Source organism: Pseudomonas sp. NS1(2017) (genome assembly GCF_002269425.1).
In the GTDB taxonomy this organism is placed as follows: Bacteria; Pseudomonadota; Gammaproteobacteria; order Pseudomonadales; family Pseudomonadaceae; genus Aquipseudomonas; species Aquipseudomonas reactans.
Window position 1 is genome coordinate 3504331 of record NZ_CP022960.1, and the last position, 17445, is coordinate 3521775.

Genomic DNA, 17445 nt, shown 5'->3' on the forward strand with positions numbered 1-17445 from the left:
AGCTCGCTCCTACAAAGGCTCAGGCTTGCTTGAACATCTCCATTGCGCGCTGGCGAATCTGCGCTTCGGTCAGGTCTTCCTTGTGGGTGGCCAGGAACCACACATGGCCGAATGGATCCTTCAGCGTGCCGGAGCGATCGCCGTAGAACTGGTCCTTGGGTTCGGAGATCGGTGTGCCACCGGCTGCGATGGCTTGTTTGTATTGCGCGTCGACGTCATTGACATACACATGTAAACCGACGCTGGTGTGGCCATCACGCGGGCTGCCAAACGCACTTTCATCGCAGGGTGAGCCCAGCATGATCGGCGAGTCACCGATACGCAGCTCGGCGTGGCCGACTCTGCCGTCGGGCATGTCCAGGCGCATGGCTTCGATGGCGCCAAAGGCTTTCTTGTAGAACTCGATGGCTTCGGCAGCTTTTTCGACACCCAGATAGGGCGTGACGCTGTGGAAACCCTCGGGAATGGGTTTAACGCTCATTTCGTTCTCCTTGGGTTGTTGTGGTTGTGGAGGCACGGCCTTTTCACTATAGGCCACGTATGGCGGGGCCTACGGGCAACCGACGAGGTGTCTGTCAGGCAACAGTGAACGGGCAGATTGCTGCGCCATAAGCGGGCCGGGGCGTGTTTTTACCGGCAAACTGCCGGTTTCCGGGCCCGGCACAGAAGCTGCAATACCTCTGGCAAACCATTCGCCCGAGAGCGTTGTATGTCTGTACTGCCTGTATCTGCCGATTACCCGATCCACACGCCCCATGCCGCATTGATCCGCGATGCAGCCGAGGCGATTGCCGTCGCCCATCGCGTCGCCGCCGTCCTCCTGGAACAGGACGCCGAGCGCGACCGTACTCGCCAGGTGCCCGCCGAGGTGGTGGACCTGTATTCCAACAGCGGCCTGTGGGGCATCAGTGTGCCGCGCGCGTTCGGCGGGGCGCAGGTGTCTTACGCGGTGCTGGCCCAGGTGATCGCGATTATTTCGGCGGCCGACCCGTCATTAGGGCAGATCCCGCAGAACCACTACTGCCTGCTGGAAGATATCCGCTTGCAGGGCACGCCCGAGCAACAGGCGCATTTCTTCGGCTTGGCCTTGCAGGGCCATCGCTTTGCCAATGCGCTGTCGGAAACCGGCGGCAAGCACGTGCAGGACATCCAGGCCACTATTCGCCGTGAAGGCGACGGTTATGTGATCAACGGGCGCAAGGGCTATTGCACCGGTTCGCTGTACGCCCATTGGCTGGCAGTGCTGGCGCTGGATGAACAGCAAAACGCCCAGTTGGCCTTTGTACCGCGTGGCACTGAAGGGCTGGTGGTGGTCGACGATTGGGACAGCATGGGCCAGCGCACCACTTCCAGTGGGACGGTGCTGGCGCAGGATTTGCGGGTGCCGGCGTTCAATCTGTTTCCCACGCATAAATCCTACGACTCCCCAACCTTGGCCGGACCTTTCGCACAATTGACCACTGCCGCCATTGATGCGGGCATTGCCCGCGCCGCGCTGCGTGACACGGTGCAGTTCGTCCAGCAATTCGCCCGGCCATGGATCGACGCCGGGGTGGAGAAAGCCAGCGAGGATCCTCTGACCATCATCCAGGTCGGTGCCCTGGATATTCGCCTGGAAGCCGCCGAAGCCTTGCTCGACCGCGCCGGTTTTGCCCTGGACGCCGCGCGCCCGGCCCCAGATGAAGACAACGTCGCCCACGCGTCTCTGGCCGTTGCCCGCGCCAAAGTGCTGACCACTGAAATCGCCATCGAAGCCAGTAACAAGCTGTTCGAACTGGGGGGCACCCGTTCCACCTTGAAGAAGCACAACTTCGACCGCCACTGGCGCAACGCGCGGGTGCACACCCTGCACGACCCGGTGCGCTGGAAGTACCACGTGGTGGGCAATTGGCTGCTCAACGGTGCCAAGCCTCCGCGCCATGACTGGTCGTGATCCATGGCCGAACTGTTCAAGAACATCTATTGGGCCGATATCGGCCAGGCCTGCCTGGAAACCCTGAGCATGCTTGCCGCTGCGCTGGGTTTTACCGTGCTGCTGGGGCTGCCCCTGGGCGTGCTGCTGTTTCTCACCGGCAAGCGTCAGTTGCACGAGGCGCTGGTGGTGTATCGGTTGCTGTCGGTGGTGGTCAATGTGCTGCGTTCGCTGCCGTTCATCATCCTGCTGATCGTGTTGATCCCGCTGACCACCTTGCTGGTGGGCACCTCCCTCGGTGTACCGGGCACCATCCCGCCGCTGGTGGTGGGCTGTACGCCGTTCTTTGCGCGGCTGGTGGAAACCGCGCTGCGTGAGGTGGATCGCGGCGTAGTCGAGGCCACCCAGTCCATGGGCGCCAGCACCTGGCAGGTCATCCGCCACACCCTGTTGCCGGAGGCTCGAGGCGGGCTGCTGGCGGCCGTGACCGTGACCGCGATTGTGCTGGTGGACTACACCGCCATGGCCGGCGTGATCGGTGGTGGTGGCCTGGGTGACCTGGCGATTCGCTATGGCTACCAGCGTTTTCAGACCGACGTAATGGTGGTCACCGTGGTGCTGCTGTTGGTGCTGGTGCAGGCCCTGCAGATGACCGGTGACCGTTTGGTGGCGCGTTACAGCCGCCGTTGATTCCTATAACAACTGCTTTCGGAGCCTGTATGAAAAAGTCCCTGGCCATTTTGGCTGCTGTCCTGTCGTTGAATGCCGTTGCCAATGAAAAGCTGGTGGTCGGTGCGACCCCAGTGCCCCATGCGGAAATCCTCGAGTTCGTCAAACCGGTGCTGGCCAAGGAGGGCGTGGACTTACAGATCAAAGTCTTCACCGACTTCATCCAGCCCAATCAACAACTGTCGTTGAAGAACATCGACGCCAACTATTACCAGTACCGCCCGTTCCTCGACGACTACAACAAGACCCGTCACACCGATCTGGTACCGGTGGTGGGCGTGCATATCGAACCCTTTGGTGCTTATTCGACCAAGATCAAAAACATCGCGGAGCTCAAGGACGGCGCCACGGTGTCGATCCCCAACGACCCGGTCAACACGGGCCGTGCCCTGGTGCTGCTGGATGAGGCGGGCCTGATCAAACTCAAGGACCCGAGCAACACCCTGAGTACGCCGCGCGATATCGCGGAAAACCCCAAGCACTTGAAGATTCGCGAACTGGAAGGCGCCTTGCTGGCCCGTTCGGTGAGCCAGGTGGATTTGGCGTTTGTGTTTGCCAACTACGCGCTGGAAGCGGGGATCGATACCAACAGCGCGTTGATCGTGGAGAAGGGCAAGTCGCTGTACGTCGAGTACCTGGTGGCGCGGCCGGATAACATCAACGACCCCCGTATCCAGAAACTGGCCAAGGCGTTGAATTCCGATGAAGTGCGTCAGTTCATCCTGACCCGTTACAAGGGCCAGATTGCCCCCGGTTTCTAAGAATTAAACACACATTCCTGTAGGAGCCCGGCTTGCCGGCGATAGCGTCCTCATGACCGCCATCGCCGGCAAGCCGGGCTCCTACAATGATTGGGTTTGCAGGTCATGCGGTTGGGGTGGGTTCCAGCAATTGAGCCCCCGGCCCACGCTCACCCAACTGATCATCCTGATTACGCAACGGGCACGCCTCCATAGACAAGCACCCGCAACCGATACAGCCATTGAGCTTGTCCCGCAGCAGCATCAGCTTATTGATGCGCTCATCCAGGTCTTCCCGCCACAGCGCCGACAAGCGCTCCCAATCCTGCGCCGTGGGCGTGCGCCCATCCGGCAATGCCTGCAACGCCTGGCCGATCGTTGCCAGTGGTATGCCCAAACGCTGGGCGATCTTGATCACCACCACGCGCCGCAACACATCCCGTGGATAACGCCGCTGGTTGCCGGCATTGCGATTGCTCTTGATCAAGCCCTTGGTTTCATAGAAATGCAGGGCCGTGACCGCTACACCGCTGCGGGCGGCCAGTTGGCCGACCGTGAGTTCCTTGTTGAGCATGAAAAAACTCCCAGACAACGCTTGACCTTGACTTAACTAGAGGTTTTACCCTGCGTGGCATCGAATCGCAAGATTCTGCCTACAGAGGAAGGGGAGTGTTCATGCAGGTATCAGAGAAAAATCGCAGCTTCACTCAATTGATCGAATTTCAGATCGAGCCCCAGCAGCAAGTCGCCCTGGTGGCGGCCTTGACCACCCAAAGCGAACGCCTGGCCCAGGGCCACGGCGGCTTTATCAATGCCAGTGTGCAGGTCAGCGATGATGGACGGCGGGTGCTCAACTACCTGCAATGGCGCTCGCGTGAAGACGGCGAGGCGGCGTTCCAGTGCTTTGAGCATGGCGAGGAAGATTTCTGGACGCTGATCCGCGCCCACCAGGCCACGGCGGTGACCTTCGGCTCGTTCCAGGTGCTGCGTAGTTTCGAGCGCTATGACAACGCGTTGCACTGCCGCCTAAATGGATAAATGCAGCATGCGCTCGCCTTGCACGTTTTCACCAGGGCGGCGCTTGTTCACCGCCAGCTCGCCGATCTTGATCAGGCGCGTGCGCGTGACGTTGCGGCTCAAGCCCAGCAGGTTGGCGGTGTGCACCTGGTTGTAATGGCTGAAACGATAGGCGGCGCGTAGCAGGGCATCTTCGACCTTTTCATGCAGGGCGCCGGCCTGTTCTTCGAAGAGCTTTTGGAAGGCGCGCGCGAGCAAGGCTTCGGCGCTGTTGTCGGTGCCGTGCGGGCTGTCGTCCTGGCGTTCGATGCGCATGTTCGACAGGCGCAAATCGTCGCGTTCGATCACGCCGTTACGGCAGATCAACAGCGTGTGGTGAATCACGTTTTCCAGCTCGCGGATATTGCCCGGCCAGCTATAGCTTTTGAGTTTGTATTCGGCCTCGCGGCTGATGGTGATCGGGCCGTAGCCCAGGCGCTGGCTGTAGGCTTCGATGAAATGCCGAGTCAACGGCAGGATATCGCCAGGGCGGTCACGCAGCGGGCTGAGTTCCAGGCTGACCACGTCGAGACGGTAGTAGAGGTCTTCGCGGAAATGCCCGGCGTTGATGGCCTTTTCCAGTTGCACATTGGTCGCGGCCAATACGCGCACATCAATCGGAATGCTCTTACGCGAACCTAGGCGCACGACTTCACGCTCCTGTAGTACACGCAGCAGCTTGACCTGGATTGCCATCGGCAAATCGCCGATTTCATCCAGAAACAAAGTGCCGCCGTCGGCCTCTTCGAACCAGCCGGCCTTGGCGCTGAGGGCGCCGGTAAAGGCGCCTTTTTCATGGCCGAATAGCTCGGCTTCCACCAGGGATTCGGAGAACGCCCCGCAATTCACCGCCACGAAAGGTCGGTTGCGCCGCGCGCTGAGGTTATGGATATGCCGCGCCACCAGCTCTTTACCGGTGCCGGTCTCACCGATGATCAGCACGCTGGCTTCGCTCGGCGCCACTTGCTGGATATGGTCGAGCAACGCCTGGGATTTCGGGTCTTCAAAGACCTGGGCCGTGGCGCGGATCGACGTCGCGAGGGCGGGCGAGGGCGGTAGGGTCAACAGCTGCATGGGCACCTCTCTTAGGAATAGAACGTAGGAATCGGCAGGGATTGGTTCAATGCCCAATCCCCCAGTTCGTGGAGTTTGTAGTCCACCGGATCGTGCAGGGTCTGTGTGCGCAGGTTGCGCCAGTGACGGTCCAGACGCAGCGAGGCGTGAGTGGAGCGCGCGCCGGTCACTTCGAACAACCGGCTGCATAGGTCCAGGCCCTGGCGGGTGGCGGCGACTTTGGCGGTGGCGATGGCGATAGCCAGTTGGCCGCGCTCGGTTTCGCTGAGGTTCGGGCCCTTGGCCCAGGCTTGGTCGAGTAGCTCGGCGGCGCGTTCCACCAGCAGGCGAATACCTTCCAGGGCGACCCAGAACTCACCGTAGTGATGCAGCACGTAAGGGTCTTGGCGCACGTCTTCAGCCGAGGACTTATGCCAGGCGCGCGTTTCGGTCAGGGTGTAATTGCGGGCTTCTTCGAAGGCGCCTTCGGCAATCCCGAGAAACATATGCGTGAAGGTCAACTGGGCAATCAGCGGGCGCAGGCAGGCAAAGGGCGTGCTCAGTGGGCCGGGATCGAGCAGCAATTCGGACTCTTCGACGCGTACGCGTTCGAAGCTGGCGCTGCCGCTGTCGGTCTGACGCTGGCCGATATTGTTCCAGTCATTGTGCAAAGTGATGCCGCTGCGCCCGCTGGGGATTGCGGCGATCAGCAGCTTGCCGCCAGCGGTTTCGTCCACCGCCGAGGCGATCAGCATTTCCGAGTCGCTGGCGCCGGAGCAGAAGCTCTTTTTGCCGGAGAACTCGCGCCAGCCGCCGAAATCCTTGACCACGGTGCGGGTGTCCAGCGGGTTGAGGGCGTTGCCCCAGAACCAGTTTTTGCGTGCGGTCTGTTCAAACCAGGGTTGCCATTGGTCCGGGCGCGCAAACAGGCGCACGGTGGCGAGCATCAGGTGGTGAAAACCGAAGACGTGGGCGATGGAACTGTCGACCTTGGCGAATTCGCGCACGATGCCCAGGGTTTCGCTCCAGCGTGCGCCGAGGCCGCCGTATTGGGTGGGGATGCTCAGGGCCAGCAGGCCGCTGTGGCGCAGGGCGTCACGTTCGGCTTTGGGCGTGCCGCCGCGCTCGTCACGCTCGACGGCGGTGAGGGCGAATTCGGCGGCCAGCAGTTTGGCGGTCTGCAAGGGGGAGGGCAGGACACTGTGGGGTTTGGCTGTCACGGGGTTTCCTCTATTTTCCTTGTAGGAGCTGGCTTGCCAGCGATGCGGGCGACTCGGTTCTGATTGGTATCGAGTTGAAGCTATCGCCGGCAAGCCGGCTCCTACAGAAGAGCAGCGGTTCAGGCCTTTGTCGTTGGCAGTACATCGTTGGCAATCATTTCGCCGAACGGGCCAGTGAGGTTGGTGACGCCACGTCCGGCCAGGCTGGCGTAGGGTTCCGGCAGCAGCGGGAACACCAGCTCGGCGAAGCGATACGCCTCTTCCAGGTGCGGATAGCCGGAGAAGATGAAACTCTCGATCCCCAAGTCCGCGTATTCCTTGATGCGCTCGGCGACTTGTTGCGGGTTGCCCACCAACGCCGTCCCCGCACCGCCGCGCACCAGGCCGACGCCCGCCCACAGGTTGGGGGCGATTTCCAGGTTGTCGCGGCGCCCGTCGTGCAGGGCGGCCATGCGACGCTGACCTTCGGAGTCAAAACGCGAGAAGGATTTTTGCGCGGCAGCGATGGTTTCGTCGCTGATGTGTTCGATCAGTTTGTCGGCGGCTTTCCAGGCGTCCTCTTCGGTTTCACGCACGATCACATGCAGGCGAATGCCGAACTTCACGGTGCGCCCGTGACGTGCGGCACGTTCACGTACGTCCGCGAGTTTTTCTGCGACGGCGGCCGGCGGTTCGCCCCAGGTCAGGTAGACGTCGACCTGCTCGGCGGCAAGGTCGTGGGCGGCGTCGGAGGATCCGCCAAAATACAGCGGTGGATAAGGCTTCTGCACCGGTGGGTAAAGCGCCTTGGCGTTCTGCACGCGCAGGTGTTTGCCTTCGAAATCTACCGATTCGCCCTGCAACACACGACGCCAGATCTGTAGGAATTCATCGGAGACTTCGTAACGTTCACTGTGGTCGAGGAAACTGCCGTCGCCACGGTTTTCATCCGGGTCGCCGCCGGTCACCACGTTGATCAGCAAGCGGCCGTTGGACAGGCGATCCAAGGTTGCCGCCATGCGTGCAGAAACAGTCGGCGAGATGATGCCCGGACGAATCGCCACCAGGTAACGCAGGCGTTCGGTCAGCGGCACCAGCGCCGACGCGATGACCCAGGAGTCTTCGCACGAGCGTCCGGTAGGAATCAGCACGCCGTAGTAGCCGAGATTGTCAGCCGCTTGGGCGACTTGTTTCAGATAATTGAGGGTGACCGGCCGCGCACCTTGGGTGGTGCCCAGGTAATGCCCGTCGCCGTGTGTGGGTAGAAACCAGAAAACATCCATGGCCAATCCTTAAGCGATTTTCAGCAGAGAGGGGGAGTGCGCTGCAAACAAAGGCGCAGCGCGTTCTGCCGCCAGTTGAATACGAGCTTTTAGTAGTTCACTGGTGATTTGGTAGTCGGTGAAGTCGGCTTCGGTGGCGTACACACCGATCGGCAAGGTCAATGCCTGGAAAAAGCTGAACAGCGGACGCAGTTGGTGATCGAGCACCAGCGCATGACGTTCGCTGCCGCCAGTGGCGGCGAGCAGTACCGGCGTATTGATCAAGGCGTTGAGGCCGACCAGGTCGAACAGATGCTTGAGCAGGCCGGGGTAGGAGCCACGATAGACCGGCGCGGCGACGATCAGCAGGTCGGCCTGTTCGATGGCCAACAGTTGGGATTCGACGTCTGCCGGCAGTTCGTCACGGGACAGCGCCGCCCCCAGCGGTCGGGCAATGTCGCCCAGTTCGATGAGGGTGGTCTGGATCGGCAGCAACGTGGCCAGTTCGGCCAGCACCGCTTGGGTCAGCACCAGGGTGCGTGACGGGCGCCAGGTTCCGCCGGAGAGGGCAACGACATTCAGGGGACGGGTCATGAACAGTTCCTTTTTCAACAGTGGAGTGCAACCTGGTGAGCAAGAGCTATACCAACGGGCGCAGGCCTTGATTGGCGTGGGTTGCAAGCTCACTGCCGAAGAGTGTCGCTGTTGTCTGGCTGGTGATTTGTTGATTGGCTGTTGCGCTGGCAACAGTTGCGTGGGCAACAGTTCCGATGCGGCGTAGCACCCGTTATAGAGGGTTGTATTTATTCCGTAAATGAACGTATTTCCATATTTATAGATCATAAAGGAATATTAGGGTCTTGCTATTGGAGGTGTCTTGGCGGTTGATAGCGACTATCAAGGCAGGTGATTTTTCACCGTGCGGGGCCGGGAGTAGCCTGTGTTCATTGACTCGAAACCTCCTTTGCAGGGCCGCCGCCATGAACCGATTCCTCGCTGTTTCCTTATTGATTGTCAGCTCAGTCCTCGCCGGATGTGCGACCCATCCTTCGCCAGAATTGCGCCCCTACACGGCTGAAGAAACCAAACAGTTGGCCCTAGAAGCATTGAGCCGTCGTGGTTTGTCGTTTGATGAATACCAACAGCAGCGCGCCGCGCTGACCGGCCAGCCACAAAAGCCTTTCGGCTTTGATCGCCAGGGCGAAATGAATGCCGAACGCAGCGTGACCCTGCATGGTCGTCCCAGTTGATCCCGCGCCTGACGGCAAAAAGCCCGAGGACTCCCCTAAGGAACCTCGGGCTTTTTGTTTGCCATGGTGCGACTTCAGCCTGTTAAGCTGAATTTCAGGAGCGTTCCTACGCACATTTACATAAAGTGGTCCTTCTTTAATGGCATTCGATCGGTTAAACCTGACGACCTCTGTTCCGGTCCGTGCCCCTGAGACGCTGCTCTCGGGAACCTGCTCTGCGAGTTTTTAACGTCATGAATAAACGTCCGCTGTATTTCGACTACGCCGCCACCACCCCGGTGGATGAGCGGGTCATCCAGGTAATGGTCGAGTGTCTGGGCTTCAATGCCAATTTCGGTAACCCCGCGTCCAGTTCCCATGCGTTCGGCCAGGCGGCCCGGCATACGGTCGAGCAGGCGCGTCGCCAAGTGGCCGAATTGGTCGGTGCCAACCCCGAGCAAATCGTCTGGACCTCCGGCGCCACCGAATCCAACAACCTTGCAATCAAGGGCGTGGCCCAGGCACGAGGCGTGGCGGGTGGGCATATCATCACCAGCCAGATCGAACACAAGGCCACGTTGGATACCGCCCGGCAACTGCAGGAAGCCGGCGTGGCCGTCACCTACCTGGTGCCAGATGCCGATGGGCTGATCAGCGCCGATGCCGTCAGCGAAGCCTTGCGCGAAGACACGTTCCTGGTTTCGCTGATGCTGGTGAACAACGAACTGGGCACCCTCAACGACATCCCCGCCATCGGCGCGCGAGTGCGTGATCACGGCGCGTTGTTGCATGTGGATGCGGCGCAGGGCGCGGGTAAGGTGACGATCGACCTGGCGCAGTGGCCCGTCGACTTGATGTCGTTTTCGGCCCACAAACTGTATGGCCCCAAAGGGATCGGCGCGTTGTACGTCGGCCCACGGGCGCAGCAGAAGGTGTTGGCGCAGATCCACGGCGGTGGTCACGAAGGCGGCCTGCGCTCCGGCACCCTGGCGACCCATCAGATTGCCGGCATGGGCACCGCGTTTGCCTTGGCGGCGGCGTCTTTTGCTGAAGAAAAGGCGGTGATCGTCGCCTTGCGTCAGCGCTTGCTGGACCAGTTGGAATCGGTGGCCGGCGTGCGTCTCAATGGCAGCGCGACACAACGTATTCCACACACCCTGAGCCTCACGTTTGGCGAAGGCGAATTCAACGCCGCTGCGTTAAGTGCGGGGATCGCGTTTTCCGCGACCTCGGCCTGCAATTCGGCAAGCAATGCGCCGTCCCACGTGCTCCTGGCGTTGGGCCATGATGCACGCAGCGCCGGCCGTACCATTCGCTTGAGCCTCGGCCGGTTTACCACCGAGCAGGATATCGACCAGGCAGTGCAATTGATCAAGGCAGCCCTGGCCAGCGCACCGGCGTTCTGGGCGGTCTGATTCACATAATAATTATTCGTGGTTAGCAGGAGACACAATGAGTACGCAGCCTTTGACCCAAGGAACGGTTCCCCAGCGCCTGGCGCACACCCGTGAACTGATGAGCCGCGAGGGCATTCACGCCCTGCTGGTGCCGTCGGCCGACCCGCACTTGTCCGAGTACCTGCCGGGTTACTGGCAGGGGCGGCAATGGTTGTCGGGGTTTCATGGTTCGGTGGGGACGCTGATAGTCACGGCGGATTTCGCCGGTGTGTGGGCCGATAGCCGTTACTGGGAACAAGCGACCAAGGAACTCAAGGGCAGCGGCATCGAATTGGTGAAGGTGCAGCCGGGCCAGCCCGGACCGCTGGAGTGGCTGGCCGAGCAAACGCCGGAAGGTGGCGTTGTCGCGGTGGACGGTGCGGTAATGGCCGTGGCCTCGGCGCGTACCCTGGGCGGCAAGTTGGCAGAGCGCGGTGCACAACTGCGTACTGATATCGACCTGTTGGATGAAGTCTGGAAAGACCGCCCGACACTGCCGAACCAGCCGATCTATCAACACCTGCCGCCTCAGGCCACCGTCAGCCGTGTTGAGAAACTCGCCTCGCTGCGTGCGGCCTTGAAAGAGAAGGGCGCCGACTGGCACTTCATCGCGACCCTGGACGACATCGCCTGGCTGTTCAACCTGCGTGGAGGGGATGTTTCGTTCAACCCAGTGTTTGTGTCCTTTGCGCTGATCAATCAACAGCAGGCCACGTTGTTCGTGGCGCTGAGCAAGGTCGATGCCGAGCTGCGGGCGGTGCTGGAACAGGATGGCGTGACGCTGCGCGACTACAGCGAAGTGGCGGATGCCTTGCGTACGGTGCCGGCGGGCGCCAGTTTGCAGGTCGACCCGGCTCGCGTTACCGCTGGCTTGCTGGAAAACCTCGATGCCGGCGTCAAGCTGGTCGAAGGACTCAACCCGACCACCTTGGCCAAGTCGCGCAAGAGCCTGGCCGACGCGGAACACATCCGCCAAGCCATGGAGCAGGATGGTGCGGCCTTGTGCGAATTTTTCGCCTGGCTGGACAGTGCGCTGGGTCGCGAACGTATCACCGAGCTGACCATCGACGAACACCTGACCGCTGCGCGCACCCGTCGCCCCGGTTATGTGTCGCTGAGCTTCAACACCATCGCCGCCTATAACACCAACGGTGCGATGCCGCATTACCACGCCACTGAAGAAGAGCACGCGCTGATTGAAGGTGATGGCCTGCTGCTGATCGATTCGGGCGGCCAGTACCTCGGCGGCACAACGGATATCACGCGGATGGTGCCGATCGGTACGCCGAGTGAAGAGCAAAAACGCGACTGCACCCGTGTGCTCAAGGGCGTGATTGCTTTGTCCCGTGCGCATTTCCCGAAAGGCATCCTGTCCCCGCTGCTGGATGCCATTGCTCGCGCGCCGATCTGGGCTGAGGGCGTGGACTACGGCCACGGTACCGGGCACGGCGTAGGCTATTTCCTCAATGTGCATGAAGGCCCGCAAGTGATTGCCTATCAAGCGGCCACTGCGCCGCAAACGGCGATGCAGCCGGGGATGATCACCTCCATCGAACCGGGCACTTACCGTCCGGGACGCTGGGGCGTGCGTATCGAGAACCTGGTGCTGAACCGCGAAGCCGGCAAGACTGAGTTCGGCGAGTTCCTCAAGTTTGAAACCTTGACTCTGTGCCCGATCGACACGCGCTGCCTGGAGCCGTCGCTGCTCACGGTAGACGAGCGTGAGTGGTTCAACGCTTACCACGCCGAGGTGCGTGAGCGTCTGAGTCCGTTGCTCGACGGTGCCGCACTTGAATGGTTGCAGGTGCGCACTGCGGCTATTTGATCGCCTGCAATTCGGGCGCCTGGGCCAGGGCGTCGGTCATATAGTCGACGAATGCCTTGACCCGGGCCGATTGGCGGCGATTGGGTGCTGACACCGCATGGATCGGCAGTGGTTGCGGGGTGTAGTCCTGCAATAACGCAATCACGCGGCCGGTGTTCAAATCGTCATGGAACAACCACAGGGGCGACAGCGCAATGCCGAGCCCCGTCAACACCATCTCCCGCACCGCTTCGGAGTTGTTGCTCTGGGCGTTGCCGGTGATGCGCACGCTGTGTCGCGTGCCATCCTTTTCGTAAACCCACTGGTTCTGGCTGCTGAGCAGGTTGAACAGCAGGCAGTTGTGCTGGCTGAGATCCTGCGGGGTTTTCGGTGCGGGATGGTTGGCCAGGTAGACGGGACTGGCTAGGGTGACGCGGTGCGTGGTGCCGATCTGCTTGGCGATCAAGCCGCTGTCGCGCAGTTCACCGATTCGCAAGGTTACATCCAAGCCTTCGCTGACCATGTCCTGCAGGTGGTCGTTGAGTTGCAGGTCTACTTGTACATCAGGGTATTTCTGCAGGAAATCGCTCAAGCGTGAAGCAATCTGCAGGCGGCCGAAACTTACCGACGAACCCACGCGTAATGGGCCGGCGATCGCCTCTTTGCCGGTCTGGAAACTGTGTTCGGCAGCGTCCACGGCGGCGAGGATTTCGCGACAGTGGCTGTAGTAGCGCTGACCTTCGTCGGTCAGGGACAGTTGGCGCGTACTGCGGGCAATCAGCTTGCCGCCCAGTTCGGTTTCCAGGGCGCGCAGGACTTTGCTGATGGTGGGTTGGGTAGTCTGCATTTCCCGGGCGACGGCGGAGAAGCTGCCGCGTTCGATCACGCGAACGAAAATCGCCATTGCGTTGAGTTTGTCCACGGGTTTTCCCATTCATTCCTATCGAGCATAAGCACTATAGTCGTTTGGTGTCTTATCGGCATGAGTCGGCTGGCGGATCATTGACTTCATTCTTCGATGACGCGAGACCGCCAACATGACTGATATGCACGCTTTGATAGTGGATGCCGTGGATGCGCCGTTCCGGCTGACGACAATTCCTAAACCGGTAGCCGGCGTTGGCCAAGTCCTGGTCAGAATTCGCGCCAGTGGCCTAAACCCTTTGGACGGGAAAATCCGCGCAGGCCAGGCTGCCCACGCCCGGCAGCCATTACCGGCAGTGCTCGGCATGGATTTGGCAGGCACCGTGGAAGCGGTAGGTCCTGACGTCGGTGATTGGCATGTGGGCGATGATGTCTATGGGTTGGCGACCGGCATTGGTGGCGTACAGGGCTCGTTGGCCGAGTACGCGGCCGTCGATGTCCGCTTGCTGGCGAAGAAACCTGAGGTGTTGAGCATGCGAGAAGCGGCGGTATTGCCGCTGGTGCTGATCACTGCGTGGGAGGGCTTGGTGGACCGGGCACGTGTAGGCTCCGGACACAAAGTGCTGATCCAAGGCGGCGCGGGCGGTGTAGGGCATGTCGCAGTGCAATTGGCGATTGCCCACGGAGCGCAGGTGTATGCCACGGGATCCGCCAAGCATCGCTTAGTAATCGAGGGGCTGGGTGCGACGTTTATCGACTATCAGCAGCAGACGGTCGAAGAGTACGTCGCGCAGCATACCGCGGGCGAAGGCTTCGACATTGTGTATGACACCGTCGGCGGCGAAACGCTGGATGCATCCTTTCGAGCCGCCAAGACCTATCACGGTCATGTCGTGAGTTGCCTGGGCTGGGGGCAACACAGCCTGGCACCGTTGTCGTTTCGTGGGGCGAGCTACTCGGGCGTGTTTACCCTATTACCGTTGCTGACCGGCAAGGGGCGCGAGCATCACGGGCAGATTCTTGCCGAGGCGGCGCGGTTGATCGATGCTGGCAAGCTCAAGCCGATCTTGGATGGGCGTTCATTCGATTTGCACCGTGCGAACGCCGCCTACGATCTGCTCGCAAGCGGCGCGCAAGGGCGCTTGGCGATCGAGATTTAACTCAGGGCTTCGCGCACAAAATCCAGGCGGTCCTGACCGAAGAACAGCTGGTTGCCTACAAATAGGCTGGGCGCACCGAACACGCCACGTTGAACGGCCTGTTCGGTGTTGTCCTTGAGGGCGGTCTTTACCGTCTCGTCATTGGCCAAGGCCAGAACCTCTTCGGGATTAAAACCGTGTTCGGTCAGCACGGCAGCAACAACGGCAGGGTCTCCCAAGTGACGGCCATCCACCCAGAGGGCGCGGAACAGGCAATCGACAAAGTCATCGAAGCGCTCGGGGTGGCACAATTGAATGCCGGTGACCGCTCGCATCAACAGCAGGGTGTTGATGGGAAAGTGCGGGTTGAACTTGAGCGGTACGTTGTAGCGGCGGGCATAGCGCTCCAGGTCATCAAACATGTAGCGACCTTTGGCGGGCACGGTGATGGGAGAGGCGTTGCCCGTGGCCTTGAACACGCCGCCCAATAACATGGGTTTATAAATCAGCTGCGTACCGGTTGACGCGCACAGTGCGGGGAGCTGGGTGTAGGCCAGGTAGGTGGCGGGGCTGCCGAGGTCAAAGAAGAATTCCAGGGTTTTACTCATGGTCGATGCTCGCTGCTTATTATTGTGGGGGCGTGCTTACCAGGGTTCATTCCAGGGGCGCAGGTCCAGTTCAAACGTCCAGGCGTCGCGTGGCTGGCTGTGCAGGTACCAATAGTTATCGGCGATATGCTCGGGGTTGAGGATGCCGTCCTGGTCCTTGAGCGCGTATTTCTGCGGGAAATTGTCGCGAATGAAGTCGGTGTCGATGGCGCCGTCGACCACCACATGGGCGACGTGGATGTTTCTGGGCCCGAGTTCCCTGGCCATGCTTTGCGCGAGCGCCCGGATACCGTGTTTGGCGCCGGCGAAGGCGGCAAACCCTGCCGCGCCGCGCAATCCTGCGGTGGCACCCGTGAACAAAATGGTGCCTCGATTGCGCGTGACCATGCGTTTGGCCACTTCGCGGGCATTCAGGAAACCGGAGAAGCAAGCCATCTCCCAGATCTTGAAATACTTGCGCGCGGTTTCTTCCAGGATGCTGCACGGCACGTTGGCGCCGATGTTGAACACGAAGGCTTCAATCGGACCCAGCTCGGTTTCGATCTGTTCGATCAGCGCAATGACGTCTTCTTCTTTACGTGCATCGCAGGCAAAGCCATGAGCTTCACCGCCTGTCGCGTGGATGCTGTCTACCAGCGGCTGCAATTTATCGGCGCTGCGGCGGGTGACACACGCCACGTAGCCTTCGCGGGCAAAACGTTTGGCAATGGCGCCACCCGTTGCGTCTCCGGCGCCCACTACCAATACGATTTTCTTGTTGTGCGTCATGGGAACTCCCTTGGCTCGATGGTCGAGCAGGAGTGTAGACGCAGCGCCGCGAAGGGCTGGATGTGTAGCTGGAATTTAATGAGAGCAGTCAGGGGGTGACTGCTCAAGCGACTACTTGCAGATGACGATCATGCTGCGGCTGGTGTAGCCAGCAGGGTTGAGGCCGAAGGGGTAGTCCCCAGGTTCCTCGGAATTGTCACCGGACTTTGCGATAACCCGATAGCCCTTGGCGCCGCAAGAGTTGGTTGCACTGGTGTAGCACTGGTCCCAAGAAGAAGACAGGCCGGAACAGTTGATATGCAGCCCTTTTTTGCCACGTTTTACTTCTGTCTTGGTGGTCGCGGCACAACCGGCAATCGCCATGACCATTAACAGTATCAAAATTCGCTTCATTCCTATCCTTAATAGCCGCCCTGTCATGCTGCAGGCTGGCTCTACTCGCTCTCGGGTGTAGCGTTAGCGCTGTCCTTGTCGAAATTCTCCATGAATGACATTCGTTTACGGCTTAAACATGGCCTAAATGAGCGCCAAATGCCAGAGCTACATTCAAACAGCCTTCAATCCGCTGGAACCAGCGGCTTTGACTCACTGCGCATTGTCACGGTGGCGCCTACGGAGGCCAGGATGATGCAGGTGATTGCCAGCCACTGCGCGAGTGACAGGTGTTCGTGCAGGAACAGCAGGCCGGAGAGTGCGCCGAAAGCCGGTTCGATGCTCATGAGCGTGCCGAAGGTGCGGGCAGGGAGGCGCGTCAGCGCGACCATTTCCAGGGTGTAGGGCAGGGCGGTGGACAGAATGGCGACACCGATGGCGACCGGGATCAGGGCGGGCGTCAGCAAGGCGCTGCCTGCGTGGACGATGCCGATAGGGGCAACAAACAAGGCAGCGATCATTACGCCGAGGGCGGCGGTCTGTACCCCGTTGTCATTACCGGCTTTCTGACCATACAGAATGTAGAGCGCCCAGCAGACACCGGCGCCCAGAGCGTAGCCCGCTCCCAGCAGGTCGATGCCGCTGCTCGCTTCACCCATGGGGATTAGCAAGAGCAGGCCAATGATCGCCAGGGCAATCCACAGGAAGTCGACCGCGCGCCGAGAGGCATAGATCGCGACGGCAAGCGGGCCGGTGAATTCCAGGGCGACCGCAATCCCCAGAGGCACGCTGCGCAAGGACATATAGAAGAGGAAGTTCATGCCGCCCAGCGCCATCCCATAGACGATGACGGTGCGCAGGGATTTGGCCGTCAACTTGGCGCGCCATGGACGTAATAGAAGCAGCATGATCACGCTAGCAAAAATCAGGCGTAGGGCCGTGGTGCCTTGTGCGCCGACGATAGGGAACATGCTCTTGGCCAGTGAGGCGCCGGACTGGATGGAGGCCATGGCGATCAGCAGCAGGCCGACTGGGAACAATGTCGAGGCCAGGCTGCGGGGGGAGGTGGTCATTTGGGAGTGTTCGTCCGAAGTCATATTAAGAGAAACGTCGGCGCTATGATGCTTAACTGTTTGAGGTTGGGCAATATATTGCTCAACTTTCCCTGTCGAGAGGCTGTGAAACAAGGATGTGGAGGTTTTCAGCTCCTTTGATAGAAAAATCAAATTAAGAGTTGACGTCAGATTCCAGATGTCTATAATTCGCCCCACTTC

19 protein-coding genes are annotated in these 17445 nt (G+C 60.5%); 8 read left to right on the top strand and 11 right to left on the bottom strand.

Annotated elements, in window-relative coordinates; all coding sequences use genetic code 11:
* Window positions 1-19: 19 nt before the first annotated feature.
* The gene (locus tag CI807_RS16690) at window positions 20-481 is read right to left on the bottom strand and encodes a VOC family protein (protein ID WP_016980233.1); all 462 of its coding nucleotides are present in this window, start codon (window positions 479-481) and stop codon (window positions 20-22) included.
* Window positions 482-709: 228 nt separating this feature from the next.
* Here CI807_RS16690 and CI807_RS16695 point away from each other — a divergent pair, with 228 nt between their 5' ends.
* Genes CI807_RS16695 through CI807_RS16705 form a run of 3 tightly spaced genes read left to right on the top strand, consistent with a single transcriptional unit; the run spans window position 710 to window position 3402 of the window.
* Window positions 710-1933: an SfnB family sulfur acquisition oxidoreductase gene (locus tag CI807_RS16695; RefSeq protein ID WP_095015385.1), complete on the top strand. Its 1224-nt coding sequence runs from the start codon at window positions 710-712 to the stop codon at window positions 1931-1933.
* Between the two features lie 3 nt (window positions 1934-1936).
* The gene (locus CI807_RS16700) at window positions 1937-2602 is read left to right on the top strand and encodes a methionine ABC transporter permease (protein WP_016980232.1); all 666 of its coding nucleotides are present in this window, start codon (window positions 1937-1939) and stop codon (window positions 2600-2602) included.
* 29 nt (window positions 2603-2631) lie between these two features.
* Complete coding sequence (locus CI807_RS16705) at window positions 2632-3402, top strand: MetQ/NlpA family ABC transporter substrate-binding protein (protein ID WP_095015386.1); 771 nt, start codon at window positions 2632-2634, stop codon at window positions 3400-3402.
* A 103-nt stretch (window positions 3403-3505) separates the two neighbouring features.
* Here the strand turns inward: CI807_RS16705 and soxR are convergent, their stop codons facing one another.
* Window positions 3506-3955, bottom strand: coding sequence for a redox-sensitive transcriptional activator SoxR (soxR, locus tag CI807_RS16710; RefSeq protein WP_095015387.1), 450 nt, complete (start codon window positions 3953-3955; stop codon window positions 3506-3508).
* 101 nt (window positions 3956-4056) lie between these two features.
* Between soxR and CI807_RS16715 the strand changes: the two genes are divergently transcribed.
* Complete coding sequence (locus CI807_RS16715; protein ID WP_095015388.1) at window positions 4057-4419, top strand: antibiotic biosynthesis monooxygenase; 363 nt, start codon at window positions 4057-4059, stop codon at window positions 4417-4419.
* On the opposite strand, the gene CI807_RS16720 is transcribed toward CI807_RS16715, so the two are convergent.
* From CI807_RS16720 to msuE, 4 genes are all read right to left on the bottom strand, one after another.
* Window positions 4408-5511, bottom strand: a complete 1104-nt coding sequence (locus CI807_RS16720; protein WP_095015389.1) for a sigma-54-dependent Fis family transcriptional regulator — start codon at window positions 5509-5511, stop codon at window positions 4408-4410. The genes CI807_RS16715 and CI807_RS16720 overlap by 12 nt on opposite strands.
* An 11-nt stretch (window positions 5512-5522) precedes the next feature.
* On the bottom strand, window positions 5523-6710 hold the full coding sequence (locus tag CI807_RS16725; protein ID WP_095015390.1) for an acyl-CoA dehydrogenase family protein: 1188 nt from the start codon (window positions 6708-6710) through the stop codon (window positions 5523-5525).
* A 119-nt stretch (window positions 6711-6829) separates the two neighbouring features.
* Window positions 6830-7972 carry an FMNH2-dependent alkanesulfonate monooxygenase gene (ssuD, locus tag CI807_RS16730; protein ID WP_068932464.1) on the bottom strand — a complete coding sequence of 381 codons (1143 nt, stop codon included), beginning with the start codon at window positions 7970-7972 and terminating at the stop codon, window positions 6830-6832.
* A gap of 9 nt (window positions 7973-7981) precedes the next feature.
* On the bottom strand, window positions 7982-8545 hold the full coding sequence (gene msuE, locus CI807_RS16735) for an FMN reductase (RefSeq protein WP_095015391.1): 564 nt from the start codon (window positions 8543-8545) through the stop codon (window positions 7982-7984).
* A 386-nt stretch (window positions 8546-8931) separates the two neighbouring features.
* On the opposite strand from msuE, the gene CI807_RS16745 reads away from it, so the two are divergent.
* The 3 genes from CI807_RS16745 to CI807_RS16755 all read left to right on the top strand — a co-directional run bounded on the left by CI807_RS16745 (window position 8932) and on the right by CI807_RS16755 (window position 12441).
* Window positions 8932-9201: a hypothetical protein gene (locus tag CI807_RS16745; RefSeq protein WP_028615811.1), complete on the top strand. Its 270-nt coding sequence runs from the start codon at window positions 8932-8934 to the stop codon at window positions 9199-9201.
* A 233-nt stretch (window positions 9202-9434) separates the two neighbouring features.
* Window positions 9435-10595 (top strand): cysteine desulfurase family protein, encoded by a 1161-nt coding sequence (locus CI807_RS16750; protein WP_095015393.1) that lies wholly within the window; start codon window positions 9435-9437, stop codon window positions 10593-10595.
* A 37-nt stretch (window positions 10596-10632) separates the two neighbouring features.
* Window positions 10633-12441: an aminopeptidase P family protein gene (locus CI807_RS16755; protein ID WP_095015394.1), complete on the top strand. Its 1809-nt coding sequence runs from the start codon at window positions 10633-10635 to the stop codon at window positions 12439-12441.
* On the opposite strand, the gene CI807_RS16760 is transcribed toward CI807_RS16755, so the two are convergent.
* A complete protein-coding gene (locus tag CI807_RS16760) occupies window positions 12434-13342 on the bottom strand; it encodes a LysR family transcriptional regulator (protein ID WP_095015395.1) in 909 nt (302 codons plus the stop codon). The two genes, CI807_RS16755 and CI807_RS16760, sit on opposite strands and share 8 nt — an antisense overlap.
* Before the next feature lie 115 nt (window positions 13343-13457).
* On the opposite strand from CI807_RS16760, the gene CI807_RS16765 reads away from it, so the two are divergent.
* The gene (locus CI807_RS16765) at window positions 13458-14444 is read left to right on the top strand and encodes a zinc-dependent alcohol dehydrogenase family protein (protein ID WP_095015396.1); all 987 of its coding nucleotides are present in this window, start codon (window positions 13458-13460) and stop codon (window positions 14442-14444) included.
* On the opposite strand, the gene CI807_RS16770 is transcribed toward CI807_RS16765, so the two are convergent.
* From CI807_RS16770 to rhtA, 4 genes are all read right to left on the bottom strand, one after another.
* On the bottom strand, window positions 14441-15031 hold the full coding sequence (locus tag CI807_RS16770; RefSeq protein ID WP_095015397.1) for a 2-hydroxychromene-2-carboxylate isomerase: 591 nt from the start codon (window positions 15029-15031) through the stop codon (window positions 14441-14443). The genes CI807_RS16765 and CI807_RS16770 overlap by 4 nt on opposite strands.
* A gap of 36 nt (window positions 15032-15067) precedes the next feature.
* Window positions 15068-15799, bottom strand: coding sequence for an SDR family oxidoreductase (locus CI807_RS16775; protein WP_095015398.1), 732 nt, complete (start codon window positions 15797-15799; stop codon window positions 15068-15070).
* A 111-nt stretch (window positions 15800-15910) separates the two neighbouring features.
* A complete protein-coding gene (locus CI807_RS16780) occupies window positions 15911-16192 on the bottom strand; it encodes a hypothetical protein (RefSeq protein WP_016980214.1) in 282 nt (93 codons plus the stop codon).
* A 164-nt stretch (window positions 16193-16356) separates the two neighbouring features.
* The gene (rhtA, locus tag CI807_RS16785; protein WP_033900260.1) at window positions 16357-17244 is read right to left on the bottom strand and encodes a threonine/homoserine exporter RhtA; all 888 of its coding nucleotides are present in this window, start codon (window positions 17242-17244) and stop codon (window positions 16357-16359) included.
* Between the last annotated feature and the right edge of the window lie 201 nt (window positions 17245-17445).